This window comes from Streptomyces fuscigenes, assembly GCF_021556455.1.
In the GTDB taxonomy this organism is placed as follows: Bacteria; Actinomycetota; Actinomycetes; order Streptomycetales; family Streptomycetaceae; genus Streptomyces; species Streptomyces fuscigenes.
The window spans coordinates 1-14862 of record NZ_JAKGCV010000102.1; the positions used below are offsets into that span (position 1 = coordinate 1).

12 protein-coding genes are annotated in these 14862 nt (G+C 74.5%); 7 read left to right on the forward strand and 5 right to left on the reverse strand.

Annotated elements, in window-relative coordinates; all coding sequences use genetic code 11:
• The 4 genes from L1885_RS11535 to L1885_RS11550 all read left to right on the forward strand — a co-directional run.
• A partial coding sequence (locus L1885_RS11535) for a glycosyl hydrolase family 95 catalytic domain-containing protein (protein WP_235796969.1) occupies window positions 1-2207 on the forward strand: 2207 nt, incomplete at its 5' end.
• On the forward strand, window positions 2201-3184 hold the full coding sequence (locus tag L1885_RS11540) for an acetylxylan esterase (RefSeq protein WP_235796970.1): 984 nt from the start codon (window positions 2201-2203) through the stop codon (window positions 3182-3184). The genes L1885_RS11535 and L1885_RS11540, both read left to right, overlap by 7 nt.
• The gene (locus tag L1885_RS11545; protein ID WP_235796971.1) at window positions 3181-4551 is read left to right on the forward strand and encodes an ABC transporter substrate-binding protein; all 1371 of its coding nucleotides are present in this window, start codon (window positions 3181-3183) and stop codon (window positions 4549-4551) included. The genes L1885_RS11540 and L1885_RS11545 overlap by 4 nt, the downstream gene beginning before the upstream one ends.
• A gap of 54 nt (window positions 4552-4605) precedes the next feature.
• Window positions 4606-6789, forward strand: a complete 2184-nt coding sequence (locus tag L1885_RS11550) for an alpha-galactosidase (protein WP_235796972.1) — start codon at window positions 4606-4608, stop codon at window positions 6787-6789.
• Window positions 6790-6976: 187 nt separating this feature from the next.
• On the opposite strand, the gene L1885_RS11555 is transcribed toward L1885_RS11550, so the two are convergent.
• Both L1885_RS11555 and L1885_RS11560 read right to left on the reverse strand, forming a co-directional pair.
• Window positions 6977-7435 carry a hypothetical protein gene (locus tag L1885_RS11555; RefSeq protein ID WP_372481921.1) on the reverse strand — a complete coding sequence of 153 codons (459 nt, stop codon included), beginning with the start codon at window positions 7433-7435 and terminating at the stop codon, window positions 6977-6979.
• A complete protein-coding gene (locus tag L1885_RS11560; RefSeq protein WP_235796973.1) occupies window positions 7429-7890 on the reverse strand; it encodes an ATP-binding protein in 462 nt (153 codons plus the stop codon). The genes L1885_RS11555 and L1885_RS11560 overlap by 7 nt, the downstream gene beginning before the upstream one ends.
• A 212-nt stretch (window positions 7891-8102) precedes the next feature.
• Between L1885_RS11560 and L1885_RS11565 the strand changes: the two genes are divergently transcribed.
• Window positions 8103-8966: a Sco1979 family transcriptional regulator gene (locus L1885_RS11565; RefSeq protein ID WP_235796974.1), complete on the forward strand. Its 864-nt coding sequence runs from the start codon at window positions 8103-8105 to the stop codon at window positions 8964-8966.
• Window positions 8967-9203: a DUF397 domain-containing protein gene (locus L1885_RS11570; protein ID WP_235796975.1), complete on the forward strand. Its 237-nt coding sequence runs from the start codon at window positions 8967-8969 to the stop codon at window positions 9201-9203.
• A 148-nt stretch (window positions 9204-9351) separates the two neighbouring features.
• Here the strand turns inward: L1885_RS11570 and L1885_RS11575 are convergent, their stop codons facing one another.
• Window positions 9352-10707 carry a 6-phospho-beta-glucosidase gene (locus L1885_RS11575; RefSeq protein WP_235796976.1) on the reverse strand — a complete coding sequence of 452 codons (1356 nt, stop codon included), beginning with the start codon at window positions 10705-10707 and terminating at the stop codon, window positions 9352-9354.
• 663 nt (window positions 10708-11370) lie between these two features.
• Window positions 11371-11547: a hypothetical protein gene (locus L1885_RS11580; protein ID WP_235796977.1), complete on the reverse strand. Its 177-nt coding sequence runs from the start codon at window positions 11545-11547 to the stop codon at window positions 11371-11373.
• Window positions 11548-12028: 481 nt separating this feature from the next.
• Here L1885_RS11580 and L1885_RS11585 point away from each other — a divergent pair, with 481 nt between their 5' ends.
• Window positions 12029-12493, forward strand: a complete 465-nt coding sequence (locus L1885_RS11585) for a YchJ family protein (protein ID WP_235796978.1) — start codon at window positions 12029-12031, stop codon at window positions 12491-12493.
• Between the two features lie 169 nt (window positions 12494-12662).
• Here L1885_RS11585 and L1885_RS11590 read toward each other — a convergent pair whose 3' ends face one another.
• On the reverse strand, window positions 12663-14783 hold the full coding sequence (locus L1885_RS11590) for an MDR family MFS transporter (RefSeq protein WP_235796979.1): 2121 nt from the start codon (window positions 14781-14783) through the stop codon (window positions 12663-12665).
• Between the last annotated feature and the right edge of the window lie 79 nt (window positions 14784-14862).

Consider the following 14862-nt stretch of genomic DNA (forward strand, 5'->3'; position numbering starts at 1 on the left):
AGGTGCGCGGCGCGCTCCGCGCCGGCGCCCCGCGGCGCGCGGAGTCCCTGCTGATGACCTTCGAGGGCGACTACAGCCAGGAGTACCTGCCGTTCGCCGACCTCACGCTCGGCCTCGGGGTGTCGGACGCGGCGCACTACGGCGGCCGCAGTCTCGACCTCGACGACGGCGTCGCGGAGGACACGCTCACCGACGGCGCGCTGACCGTGCGCCGCCGTGTCTGGGCCTCCCGCCCCGCCGGGGCGCTGTGCGTCGACGTCACGGTCGGCGGCGGCACCCTCGACGCGACCCTCGACCTCGGCACCCCGCTGCGGCTGCTGGCGCGCTCGGCGGCCCCCGGCGGGCTCGCCGTCGAGGTCGCGCTGCCCGTCGACGGCGCGCCCCGGCACGAGCAGGACGTCGCCGAGCCGCTGCGCTACACCGCCGACACCGCCGGCGCGAGCACCGCGTCGGGCGCCGGGGACTACGACCCCTACGCGGTCCTCGCCGTGCGTGTCGACACCGACGGGCGGGCCGGCGCGGTCGACGGCACCTGGTCGGTGACCGGCATGACCCGGCTGCTCGTCACGATCTCGTCGTCGTCCGCCGCGGCGGACGTCTGGCACGGGGCGCCGCCCCTCGACCGCGCCGGGCACCGCGCCCGGGCCGCAAGGGCGGCCGAACGCGCCCTCGCGCAGGGCCCCGAGGCGCTCCTGCGGGCCCACCGCGACGACCTGCGCCCGCTGCTGGCCGCCGCCGGCCTCACCGTCGGCGGCCGCCGCGGCGGCACGTACGACGTGGCCCGCGACCTCCTCGCCGGCACCGACGAACACCTCACCGCCACCGTCATGTTCCAGCTCGGACGCTACCTGCTGGCGTCCTGCTCGCGGCCCGGCGGAGGCCCGCCCGCCAACCTCCAGGGCCTGTGGAACGAGGAGCTGCGCCCGCCCTGGTCCTCCAACTACACCGTCAACATCAACACCGAGATGAACTACTGGCCCGCCGAGGTCACCGCCCTCAGCGAGTGCCACGAACCGCTGTTCGGCCTCCTCGACCGGCTCGCCGCGACCGGCGCCGACGTCGCCCGCGAGCTGTACGGCGCCCGGGGCTGGGTCGCCCACCACAACACCGACATGTGGGGCTGGGCCCTGCCCGTCGGCATGGGCCGCGGCGACCCGTCGTGGGCGCTCTGGATGATGGGCGGCGCCTGGCTCACCCAGCACCTGTGGGACCGCTGGGAGTTCACCCGCGACACCGGGTTCCTGCGCGAGCGCGCGTGGCCCGTGCTGCGCGGCCAGGCCGCGTTCTGCGTCGACTGGCTCGTGGAAGGCGGGGACGGGTTCCTCGACACGATCCCCGCCACCTCCCCGGAGAACCACTTCCTCTCCCCGGACGGCAGGCCCGAGGCGCTCACGTACTCCACCACGATGGACATCGCCCTCGTGCGCGCCACCCTCACCAGGACGCTCGCCGCGGCCCGCGTCCTCGGCATCGGCGACGACCCGCTGTGCGCCGAGATCGAGGCGGCCCTGCCGCGCCTGCGCGCCCCCGGTGTCGCCGCGGCGGGACACCTCATGGAATGGGCCGAGGACCTGCCCGAGGAGGACCCCCGCCACCGGCACATGTCGCAGCTGGTGACCGTCTACCCGCTCGACCAGATCACCCCCGGTGCCACCCCGGAACTCGCCGCAGCCGCCCTGCGCCTGATGGAGCGGCGCGGCCCCGGCGCGATGGGCTGGTCGTGGGCCTGGAAGATCGCGCTGCGCGCCCGTCTCGGCGACGGCGCGAGCGCGCGCTCGCTGTTCCTGGAGGCCGTGCGGCCGCTGGGACGCGACGCCGGCACGTACGCGCCCGTCGACGGCTCCGAGTGGGGCGGGCTCCTGCCCAACCTGCTCTCCACGCACCCCCCGTTCCAACTGGACGGCAACTTCGGCTTCGCCGCGGGCCTCGCCGAACTCGTCCTGCAGAGCCACGGCGGCCGGATCGCCCTGCTCCCCGCCCTGCCCCCGGAGTGGGGCGAGGGCCGGGCACACGGTCTGCGCTGCCGCGGGGGCCTCGCCGCCGACCTCGACTGGAGCGCCGGTGCCCTGACCGCCGTCACGCTCCGGCGGGTCGGCGGCGACGACGCCGAGCCCGTACGGGTCGCCTACGGCGGCGCCGAGCGCGAGATCCGCGTCCCCGCCGGCGAGGACGTGACCCTCGACGCCGCGCTGAGGCCCGCATGCTGAGCGACCTGGACCTGCCCGCCCTGCACGAGTACCGCAGCGCCCACCAGGACCCGCCGGGATTCGACGCGTTCTGGCAGGGCACGCTGGCGCAGGCGCGCGCCGCCGGCGACGGCATCGCCCTGACCCCGGTGGCCACCGAACTGCGCACCGTCGACGTCTTCGACGCCGAGTTCCCCGGCTTCGGCGGCCACCCCGTCCGCGGCTGGCTGCGGCTGCCCAGGGACCGCGGCGCCGCGCCGCTGCCCGCCGTCGTCCAGTTCCACGGCTACGGCAGCGGGCGGGGCGGCCCCTACGACGACCTGGTGTGGGCGTCCGCCGGGTTCGCGCACCTGATCATGGACGCGCGCGGCCAGGGCGGCGCCCACGCGGGCGGCGCCACCGCCGACCCGGTCGGCAGCCCGCCCGCGTACCCCGGCTTCCTGACCCGCGGCATCGAGGACCCGGAGACCTACTACTACCGCCGGGTCTTCACCGACGCCGTCCGCGCCGTCGACGCCGTGCGCACCCTCGACGCCGTCGACGCCCGCCGCGTCGCCGTGTGGGGCAACAGCCAGGGCGGCGGCATCGCGCTCGCGGCGGCGGGCCTCCTCCCCGACCTCGCCGCCGCGTTCTTCCAGGCGCCGTTCCTCACCGACGTGCGCCGGGCCGTGCGCATCACGGGAACCGCGCCCTACAACGAGATCACCGGCTACCTCGCGGCCCGCCGCGCGTCGGCCGAGGCGGTCTTCCGCACGCTCGACCACTTCGACGGGGTCGCCTTCGCGCGCCGCGCCACGGCCCCCGCGCGCTTCTCCACGGGACTGGCGGACGACATCTGCCCGCCGTCCACCACCTTCGGCGCGTACCACGCCCACCGGGGCCCGAAGACCATCCGCGCCTGGGAGTTCAACGGCCACGAGGCAGGCGGCCACGAGGACATCAGCGACGCGCTGTCCGCATTTCGGGCCGCGAAGGCCCGGGGAGAGAAGGAACGATGAGGATACGCAACAGGGCACGCAAGCTGGTCGCCGCGACGGCCGCCGCCGGGCTCGCGGCCGTCGTCAGCGGCTGCGGCGCGAACTCCGTGTCCGCCGGCGGCACCACCGTCAACTGGTGGACGTGGGACGACAAGCAGGCCGCCGCCTACCGCCAGTGCGCCACGGTGTTCGAGAAGGAGAACCCCGGGGTCACCGTCAAGATCACGCAGTACGACGTCAACGACTACTTCACCAAGCTGCTCTCCGGCTTCGTCGCCGACACGGCGCCCGACGCGTTCATGAACAGCGGCCAGTACCTCCAGCAGTACGCGGCGCTCAAGCAGCTCGAACCGCTCGACGGGTACGTCAGGAAGTCCGGCTTCGACCTGAAGAAGTACACCACCGGCACCGACTCCTACCGCTACAGCGACGGCAAGCTGTACGCGCTGCCGATGGACTGGGCCATGGCCGGCCTCTACTACAACGACGACATGCTGAAGAAGGCCGGGTACACCAAGGCCGACATCGACGACCTGACCTGGAACCCCGACGACGGCGGCACGTTCGAGAAGATGGTCGCCCACCTCACCGTCGACTCCAAGGGCAGGCGGGGCGACCAGCCCGGCTTCGACAAGCACCACGTGAAGATCTACGGCATCGGCGCCCTCGGCGTGCAGGACTTCACCGGCCAGACCTCCTGGAACCCGCTCGTCTCCACGCTCGGCTGGCGCCCCGGCGACAAGCGGCAGTGGCCCACCGTCTTCGACTTCGAGGACCCGCGCTTCGTGAAGACCATGAACTGGGTCCGGGACCTCACCGACAAGGGATACGCCCCGGTGGAGGGCGAGTTCACCTCCGCGGGCAACGCGCCCAGCAGTGCGCAGCTGCTGGGCTCCGGCAAGGTGGCCATCGCCAACGACGGCTCGTGGTCCGCGACCGCCTACCCGGACATCCCGAACCTGCACTACGGCATCGCCCTCAACCCGAAGGGCCCCGACGGCAAGCGCTCGGGGGAGAGCAACGCGAACGGCAACATGATCTGGGCCGGCTCCCCGCACAAGGACCTCGCCTGGAAGTGGGTCTCCTTCCAGGAGTCCGAGCAGTGCCAGACGATCGCCGGCCGCAGCGGCACGTTCTTCCCCTCCATCGGCGCCTCCATGGACGCGACCGCCGCCGCGCTCAAGAAGAAGGGCGTCGACCTCGGGCCCTTCGTCACCGCGCAGCGCGAGGGCGACCTGTACGCGTCGCCCACCTACGGCAACGGCACCGCCATGCAGAAGACCCTCCAGCCCCTCATGCAGTCCTTCTTCGCCCACGACAGGAACGACGACGTGTTCAAGCAGATGACCCAGGACACGAGGAAACTCCTCGCGCAGAAGGAAGACTGACCGGGGACCGCCCCCGCAACGCCACGCCCCCACACGGTTCGAGAGGACACTGCATTGACCCGCACCACCGCGCGGATCGCCCACCTGCGTGCGGCCGGAGTGAGCTTCGCCGTCGAACTCGGCGACCCCCTGCCCCGCGTCCTGCACTGGGGTGCGGACCTGGGGGAGCTGGGCGAGGGTGAACTCGCCGCGCTGAGCCTCACGGCCGACGGCGCCGTCCTCAACAGCTCCACGGACGCGCCGCGCCGGTTCACCGTCTGGCCGACCGAGGCCGACGGGTGGAGCGGCACCCCCGCCCACGAGGGTCATCGCGGAGGGTTCGGCACGACGCCGCGCCCCCGGCTCACCGGCGCCGACCTCGACGCGGACGCACTGGTCCTGCACCTCGACGACGACGTCAGCGGCCTGACCCTCACCGTCGCCTACCGCCTCGACGCCGCGGGGGTCCTCGGCGTCACGACCACCCTCGCCCGCCCGGCCGCCGCGCCGGACGACGGCGTGCCCTACGACCTGGCCGCCGTCACCACCCTGCTGCCGGTGCCGGGCCGCGCCACCGAGATCCTCGACTTCACCGGCAAGTGGTGCCGCGAACGCGTGCCCCAGCGCTCCACCCTGCTGCACGGCGGCCACGTGCGCGCGGTGCGCCGCGGCCGGCCCGGCCACGAGTCCCCGCACCTGCTGACGCTCGGCGTGCCGGGCTTCGGCTTCCGCACCGGCGAGGTGTGGGGCCTGCACGTCGCGTGGAGCGGCAACCAGCGCTGGCTGGCCGAGCGGCTGCCGGAGGGCGCGGGCGTGGACGGCGCGGTCCTCGGCGGCGGCGAACTCCTCGCCCCCGGCGAGATCAGGCTCGCACCGGGGGAGTCGTACACCACGCCCGAGTGCCTGTTCGTCTGGTCCGACGAGGGGCTGGACGGCCTCGCCGACCGCTTCCACGACCGGCTGCGGGCCCGCGGCGGCCACCCCGCCACCCCCCGGCCGCTGACCCTCAACACCTGGGAGGCCGTGTACTTCGACCACCGGCTCGAGCGCCTGCTCGACCTCGCGGACCGCGCGGCCGAGGTCGGTGTGGAGCGGCTCGTCCTGGACGACGGCTGGTTCGCCGGCCGCCGCGACGACACGGCGGGCCTCGGCGACTGGACCGTCGACGAAGCGGTGTGGCCCGACGGCCTCGGGCCGCTCGTCGAGCGGGTGCACGGCCACGGGATGCAGTTCGGCCTGTGGGTCGAGCCGGAGATGGTCAACCTCGACTCCGCCATGGCACGCGAGCACCCCGACTGGATCCTCGGCCCCTCGCGCGGTCTCGGCCCGAGCATGCGCCACCAGTACGCGGTCAACCTGGCGAACGAGGACGCCTGGAACCACCTGCTGAAGGCCCTCGACGCGGTCGTCGCCCGCTACCGCGTCGACTACCTGAAGTGGGACTACAACCGCGACCTGCTGGAGGCGGTGCACCGCGGCGCCGACGGGCGCGACCGGCCCGGCGTGCACGCCCAGACCGAGGCGCTGTACCGCCTGCTGGACGCCCTGAGGGAGCGCCACCCGGGCCTGGAGATAGAGAGCTGCTCCTCCGGCGGCGGCCGCGTCGACCTCGGCATCCTCGCCCGTACGGACCGGGTGTGGCCCTCGGACTGCAACGACCCCGTCGAGCGCCAGGCCATCCAGCGCTGGACGGCGCAGCTGCTGCCGCCCGAGCTGATCGGCACCCACGTCGGCGGGCCCGTCGCGCACACCACCGGCCGGGCGACCGACGCGTCCTTCCGGCTGGCCACCGCGCTGTTCGGGCACGCCGGCATCGAGGACGACCTGACGGCGAGGGACGCGGAGGAGATCGCGCGGCTCGGCCGGTGGGCGGAGCTCTACAAGGAGAAGCGCGCGCTGCTGCACACGGGCCGCACGGTACGGGCCGACCTGCCCGACGAGGCGCTGCTGCTGAACGGCGTGGTCGCGCGTGACGGTTCCGAGGCCCTCTACTCGTACGCGCGCGTCGAGACGTCGGCCGACGGCCAGCCGGGCCGGGTGCGGCTGCCCGGTCTCGACCCGTCGGGCTCGTACCGCGTCTCGATCCGCGAGGAGGTGGGCCTGCCGGTCCTGCACCAGGTGGCCGGGCCCGCGTGGTTCGCCGCGGCCCTCCAGGGCAGGGTCGACCTGCCCGGCACCGTGCTCGCGACCACTGGGATCCCGCTGCCGAACCTGGCCCCCGGCCAGGCGCTGCTGCTGGACGTGGCCCGCGTCCGCTGAGGCGAGTCCCGGCCGGGGCGGCCCGTCGCGGGGTCGCGGCGGGGCGTCCCGGGCATTCCGGGACCTCCGTCGTCCGCGGGATCCGCCCGCACCCCCGCGAGCGCCGGGGCCGGTGCGTCGTCGTGGCACGGCCGGCAGGCCTTCGGGGCGGGGAAGCGGGCGGCCCGCACGAGGCCGCCGGCCGGTGCTACGCGCGGGCTCCGCCGCGCGGCGCCTGCAGTGCCCCGTGCTCCGCCCAGGCCGGCGCCGTCCCGGAGAGCTGGCAGACCATGAGGTAGAAGGGGATCGGCGGGGTGTACGGGGTCCGGTCGTCGGGCCAGTGGATCAGCCGCGGCCGCACGGCGGGCACGCTGGTCCCCGCCACGTAGCGGGCCGGCTCGGGCCAGGAAAGCTCCAGGTCGGAACCGGCGGGCACGATCCACCACCACCAGTCCGTGTCCGCGAAGACGCAGCCCGTGCGCGGCATCCGCGCCATGAGCCGGAACCCGTGCCGGGCCGGGACGCCCACCGCGTCGCAGCCCAGTGAGGCGGGAAGCGTCGCCGGGAGCGGCAGCCGTACGGTCCCGTCCACGCGCATCCCGCCCGGCCCCTCGGTACGGGAGACGCGCCCGAAGCGCATCAGCGCCGAGCGCGCGCTCCTCAACACGGGGGCTCCGCCCCGAGCGGCACCTCGGCCCACACGACGCGGCCCGGCCCGTAGCCGGAGGTGTCCTGCGCGCCCCAGCAGCTGCACATCGAGTCGACGAGGAACAGGCCCCGGCCGCCCTCGTCGGCGCCGCCGCGCTGGAGCTGGGGGCCGGTCGGGCCGTATCCCTGGTCCTCGACCGCTATGCGCAGCCGGTCCTGGTCGACCCGCAGCTCGCAGATGACATGGTCGCCCGCCGCATGCACGACGGCGTTCGTGACCAGTTCGGAGACGATCAGCTCCGCGGTGTCCGACGTGCCCCGGGACACGCCCCAGTGCAGCAGGCGGTCCGTGGTCAGTTTCCGGGCCCGGCCGACGGACTCCGCACGGGCCGGCAGCTCGAAGCCGTAGCGGCGGACAACGTTGCCAGGGCCCATGGACGCAAGTCGGGGGGTGAGCGCGTTACCAGGTGCCACGACCGATTCCTAACGGTGGGGAAGCGACTACTCCGCTCCGCGCCTCTCCCGTGGCGCAGGGCGACAACCGCGTGAACTGGTTCACGTCCACCACTGTCCACCTGTCCGCGACACTTGGCAAGTGGCACTCTGGAATTTCCAGAGTGCCGTGTTCTAACTGCCAGAGTCATGGCAGACTGCAAGCACATCGTGGCAACGGGGAGGTCCCAGAAGTGAGTGAACCGCGGTCGGCCCCGACCGTGGGTCAGGTCGTGCTCGGCAGGCGTCTGCAAGACCTGCGCGAGCGCTCAGGCCTGAAACGCGAGGAGGCCGCGAAGCTCCTGCGCGTGGCTCCTGCCACGATCCGCAGGATGGAGACGGCCGAGGTCGCACTCAAGATCCCCTACGTGCAGGTGCTGCTCACGGCCTACGGGGTGGGTCCCGAGGAGGCGAACGTCTTCACGGGGCTCGTCGAGGAGGCCAACAAGCCCGGCTGGTGGCAGCGGTTCCACGACATCCTGCCGGACTGGTTCAGCGTGTACGTCAGTCTGGAGGGGGCGGCGGCGCTGCTGCGGGAGTACGAGCCGCACTTCGTGCCCGGCCTGCTCCAGACCGAGGACTACGCGCGCGCGGTGCTGAGGGCCGGCGCCGTCGGGCGGTCCTCACCGGGGGAGACCGAGCGGCACGTCGCGCTGCGCATGGCGCGGCAGTCGCTGCTCACCAGCGAGAACGCACCGAGATTCTGGGTAGTCATGGACGAGACCGTCATCCGCCGGCCCGTCGGTGACGGCCCGGAGGTGATGCGCGCGCAGATCGACCGCCTCCTGGAGGCGGCGGACCTGCCCAACGTGACCCTCCAGATCGCGGAGTTCGCCAGCGGACACCACCCGGGTACGTACGGGCCGTTCGTGATCTTCCGCTTCGCAGAACCCGAGCTGCCGGACATGGTCTTCAGCGAGTACCTCACCGGCGCCGTCTACCTCGACGCGCGCCCGGAAGTGGCCACTCACCTGGAGGTCATGGACCGGATGGCGGCGCAGGCCGCGACTGCACAAGGCACGAAGGAGATCCTCAAGGATGTCCGCAAGGAGCTGTGAATGGACCCCATATACAACGGCATGCCGGCGCGCGAGCTCGGCTCCGAGGGCTGGCACAAGCCCTGGAGCGGCGGCAACGGCGGCAACTGCATCGAGGCCATGAAGCTGGCCGACGGCAGAGTCGCGGTGCGCCAGTCCTCCGACCCCGACGGCCCCGCACTGATCTACACCCCGGCCGAGATCGCCGCCTTCATCCAGGGCGCGAAGTCGGGTCAGGCGGACTTCCTGCTGACCTGACGGCCGCCACACGAGCCATTACGAAAAGGGGTGGGGCGCGCGTGCGGCGTCGCAGCGTCTTTCAGGTGCGCTGCGACGCCGCACCCCGCGGTTGTCGAACCGTGGGGGCCCTCCCCCCGGGCCGGCCCGACCGGCCGGCCCGGCCCGCTCAGCCGCGCAGATAGCCGAGCCCGGGGTGGGCGGCCACGTAGCCGTCCACCAGCCGCCGGGCCACGGCGACCGAATCGACCAGGGGGTGCAGGGCGAACGCGGCGACCGCGTCCGCCCGCTCCCCGCTGCTCGCCGCCCGCAGCACCTGCCGCTCCACGGCCTTCACCGCCGTGACCAGCCCTACCGCGTGCGCCGGCAGCGGGTCCGCCGCCAGCGGCGTGGCGCCGTTCGCGTCGACCGCGCAGACCACCTCCACCACCGCTTCCGCGTCCAGCTCGGGCAGTGTGCCCCGGTTGCGCACGTTCAGGATCAGCGTCGCCCGCTCGTCGTGCGCGATCGCCCGCATCAGCGCGAGCGCCACCTTCTCGTATCCGCCGGACTCGAGGTCCGCCTCCTCCCGCTCGCCCATGCCCGCCGCGTCCCGGTTCGCCGCCATGTACGTGGCCTCGCGCTCCGCGAGCGTGCGGTGCCAGGCCGCCCCGGCCGCGCCCGGCGGCAGCTCCTCCCGCGCACCCGACTCGGCGTAGAAGGCGGCCTGCTGCTCGCGCAGGAAAGCGCCGCGGGTGCGCTCGGCCGTCCGGTAGGCGTGCACCGTCTCGCGGTTGAAGTAGTAGTAGTGCAGGTACTCGTTGGGGACCGCGCCCAGCGTGGTGAGCCACTCGGCGCCGAACAGCCGCCCCTCCTCGAACGAGCCGAGCAGCGCGGGATCGGCGAACAGGCGCGGCAGCTCGTCGCGCCCCGCCACGTACAACCCCCGCAGCCAGCCGAGGTGGTTCAGCCCCACGTAGTCGGGGCGCGCCGACGCCGGGTCGAGCCCCAGCACGCGGGCGACCCGCCTGCCGAGACCCACCGGCGAGTCGCAGATGCCGATGACGCGCCCGCCCAGGACCTCGGCCATGGCCTCGGTCACCAGCCCCGCGGGGTTGGTGAAGTTGATCACCCAGGCGCCGGGGGCCAGGGCCGCTACCCGCCGGGCGATCTCCCGCGCGACGGGCACCGTCCGCAGCCCGTAGGCGATGCCTCCCGCGCCCACCGTCTCCTGGCCGAGCACCCCCTCGGCCAGCGCGACCCGCTCGTCGTCCGCCCGGCCCGCCAGTCCCCCCACGCGGATCGCGGAGAACACGAAGTCCGTGCCCCGCAGCGCCTCGTCGAGATCGGTCGTCACCGTCACGGCGGGCGCGTCCGCCACCCCGGCCGCACGGTCGGCGAGCACGCGCGCCACCGCCGTGAGCCGGCGCGGCTCCACGTCGTACAGCCTGACCTCGGTGATCCGGCCCTCGCCGTGGTCGCGCAGCAGCGCGCCGTACACCAGCGGCACGCGGAAACCGCCGCCGCCCAGAATCGTCAGCCTCATACCGGGGCCGCCCTCCTCCTGCTCGCGTCCTGCCGCCGATCATTCCCGACCGGACGGCCTCCCGGGGGCCTGGGGTGCGGTCCGGCGCGGCACGCGCGGCGGCGCGGTGCACGGACCGGGGCGGTCGGCAGCCGGCCCGAGGGCAGGGACCGGGGCGGACGGCGGCCGGCCCGAGCGCGCGGTGCCGCGCCGTTCCGGCCGGCTGCCGCGGAGGGCGCGGTACCGAGGAAGGTGAAGAGGTCCTCCGGTGCGGGGGCGGGGGCCGTCGCGTTTCCGACGCCATCGTGCGCCACTCCTCGTCCGCCGGGCGGTGGAGGCGAGGCAGGCGCCGCTTCGGCGTGGCAGGCACCGACAGCGGCACCGGGTCCGGCAGAACGGGCACTTCGACGTGCATCCAGCACTCGGCCGCTCCGCCGGAGGCCGTGGGGCCGCCCCGCCGGCGCGGAGTCCATCCCGAGAGCCCCTTCCGCCGGTGGCGCGGGTCGTCGCCCGCCCCCATGGGAAGGGGCGGCAGCGTCACGGGCCGGCGGATCCGCTCGCCGTCGGCCGCGATGCCGGCCGGAACGGCATGTCATCGGTCGCGATCCGGACGACGCAGCCGGCGGCGCCCCTCGCGCGGGTCCGGAGCGCGACCGCGCCGGCCGGATCTGCCGAGGGGCGCGGTCACAGGCGCGTACGCAGCCACAGCACGGCCAGGCCGGCCAGCGCGGTACCCGCGCCGGAGGCGGCGCCGCCCAGGAACCGGTCCGCCATCCGCCGGCCCTGCCGCGCCGCCCACCCGCCCGTCCCCCGGAACGCCCGGTGCCCCCGCGCCCGGGCCCCCTTGCTGTCTTCGGACATGTCCCTCTCCCTCCCCGTCGGCACGGCAGCGGCCCGCCGCCGGCTCGTGCGCCGGGCGAGCGCGTCTCGTGCCCGCAGGCTAGGCCGTATCCGACACATGGCGCCGTCCGCCCGAAGGGCGGGCTTGCGGCGTCTGGTGCGTGCTGTCGCAAGGCGGAGGATCGTCCTTGTACTGGACGTACCAGGACGACTCCGGCAACGCAGCGAGAGTGCGTGCCAGGCGTCGCCGGCCAGGCGGGATGTGTCAGACCCGCCCTAGCCCGGGGCGGGCGGCCTTTTCGCGCGGACCGATCCGGGAGCCGTGGAATCCGGGGCGCCCATGGGACCCGGGAGCGGGAACGCCATCCCTGCCCCCTGCCCTCCCGGCGCCATCCGGGCCCCGACTCCCCGGACGTGACCGGGTGTCCCGACCCGACGGACCCCGTCGCGCCACCGGGCCACCGGTATCGGGCGGCGGCCGCGGCCCTGGAAGAATGGCCGCATGGCCAGCCGCTCCCGTTCCCGCCGCTCCGCCGCACCGGGCACCGCCCCGGCCGCCGCCGACGGCGCCTCCCCGTGCCCCTGCGGACTGCCCGCCGCCTACGCCGACTGCTGCGGCCGCTTCCACGCCGGGGGCGCCGACCCGGCCACCGCGGAGCTGCTGATGCGCTCGCGCTACAGCGCCTTCGCCGTGCGCGACACGTCCTACCTGCTCCGCACCTGGGCCGCTGCCACCCGGCCCGCCCGGCTCGACCTCGACCCGGCGGCACGCTGGACGGGCCTGGAGATCCTGGAGACGACGGGCGGCACGGCCTTCCACACGAGCGGCACGGTCACCTTCCGGGCCCGCTGCGTCCGGGGGCCGGGCGCCGGACGCGGCGGGGGCGTCGAGGTGCAGCACGAGTGCAGCAGGTTCGTGCGGGAGCAGGGCCGCTGGGTGTACGTGGACGGCGACGTCGACGCGTGACGTGCGCGCCGCTCGGGCGAACGTTGCCCCGGGCGCCCGCCGTGTCCCGGGCGCCGTGCCGGAGACGGCGCGTCAGCGGGAGCGCCCCGGCGGTGCGGGTCCGCGGGACCGGAGCCCCGGCGGCCTCGCGGCGAGGGCCGCGGGGACGGTTCCGCCGCGGGGTCCGGGCTCAGGTCCCTGCCCTCCCGCCCCACGCCGTGGCACCGGCCGGCGGCCTCCGGTACGGCACCGGCCGGGGGCCGTCCGACAGGTCCTCCGCGAGCAGCCGCTTGGCGATGGTGTCCACGGCGCTGCGCAGCTCCGCGCCGGTCGGAGCGCCGTCCTCCACCAACTGCTCACGCAGCCAGCGGGCCCAGGCGGCGTTGATCGCCGCGGCCTCCCGGCGCCCGGAGCGCGTGTGGGAGAAGAGCGTGCCCGCGCGGGTCAGGTAGCCCTCGCCGACCATCCGGTCGAACACCGGCACCAGCACCTCGGGCGGCATGTTCTTGCGCGACGCGATCAGCGTCAGGCTCGCGTGTCCGACCATCCGGGTGAGCGTCTCCACCTCCATCACGGCCCAGGCTCCCGCGATGTCGAGCCGGGTGTCCGAGTCCCGCACGACGGCCCGGGCGGTCTCGGGCCCCACCCGTCGCAGGAGCCCGGCCACCGACGTCTCGAGCACCGTGCACGAGTCGCTGGACCTCGGCGACGCGAACCCCTCGCCCATGTCGGCCGAGGTGGCCCGCGCGGAGTCGCGCAGCGTGACCTGCTTGAGGAACAGGGCCACGACGAAGCCGGCCAGCGCGACCGGCACCGTCCACAGGAAGACGGTGTGCAGGGTGTCCGCGTACGCCCCGATGACGGGCGCCGCCTGCGCGGGATCGAGCCGGTGCAGGCCCTCGGGGCTGCGCGCGGCCCCCGCCACCGCGGCCGGACCGGCGTCGCCGGCCGCCGCGGCCCGGGGGATCGCGTCGCGCAGGTTCGGCCCCAGCGCGTTGGTGTAGATGGTCCCGAAGACGGCCGTCCCGAAGGAGCTGCCGAGGGTGCGGAAGAAGGTCACGCCGGACGTCGCCGTGCCGAGGTCCGTGTACTCCACGGTGTTCTGCACGGCGATGGTGAGGACCTGCATGGTCAGGCCGATGCCCGTACCCAGCACGAACATGGCCCCCGACTCCTTCCAGAAGCCGGATCCCGGCCCCACCCGGGAGAGCAGGAACAGCCCCACCGCCGTCACCGCCGTGCCGGCGAGGGGGAAGAAGCGGTAGCGGCCGGTCCTGCTGACGACGTTGCCGCTGAGGATCGAGGCGATCAGCAGCCCGATCACCATCGGCAGCGTCCGCACGCCCGAGACGGTCGCGGAGTCGCCGTCGACGTACTGGAGGTACGTCGGCAGGAACGTCATGGCACCGAGCATCGCGAAGCCGACGATGAAGCTGAGGCTGGAGCACACGGCGAACACCGGATTGTCGAACAGCCGCATCGGCAGCATGGGCTGGGCGGCACGCGTCTCCGCCAGGCAGAACAGCGCGAGCGCCACGACCCCGCACGCGAACAGCCCGAGGATCACGGGAGAGCCCCACGCGTACTGGTTGCCGCCCCAGCTGGTGCCCAGGATCAGCGTCCCGGCGCCGATCGCGACCAGCGCGATGCCGCGGTAGTCGATGACGGGACGGGCGGCGGCCCGCACGGCCGGGATGGTCCGGGCCGCCGCCACGACCACGACGACGGCGATCGGCACGTTCACGTAGAACGCCCAGCGCCACGTCAGGTGGTCGGTGAACACCCCGCCGAGCAGCGGCCCGATGACCGTGGCCAGTCCGAAGACCGCGCCGAGCGCGCCCTGGTACTTGCCGCGCTCGCGCAGCGGGATGACGTCCGCGATCAGCGCGGCCGCCGTCACGAGCAGGCCGCCGGCGCCGACGCCCTGGACGGCCCGCCACGCGATCAGCAGCGTCATGTCCGTGGCGAGGCCGCACAGGAACGACCCCGTGATGAAGACGACCGCGGACAGCTGGAAGATCAGCTTGCGTCCGAACAGGTCGCCGAACTTGCCGACCAGCGCGGTGGAGATGGTCTCCGCGAGCAGGTACGCGGTGACGACCCACGACATGTGCTCGGCGCCGCCGAGATCCGCCACGATCGTGGGCAGGGCCGTGCCCACGATGGTCTGGTCGAGAGCGGCGAGCAGCAGGCCGAGGACGATCGTCGCGAACACGATGTTGCGGCGGCGCCCGCTGAGCACGGGGGGCTCGGTGGCCGCCGCGGCCGCGCCGCCGGGACGGTCCGCGCCGGTGTCGCTGGCAGTGCTCATCCCCGCACGCTCACACCGCGGAGCGCGCCGCGCACGCGGGCACGTCCGGACGGCGGTACCCCCGGTCCGCCGCGCGCCG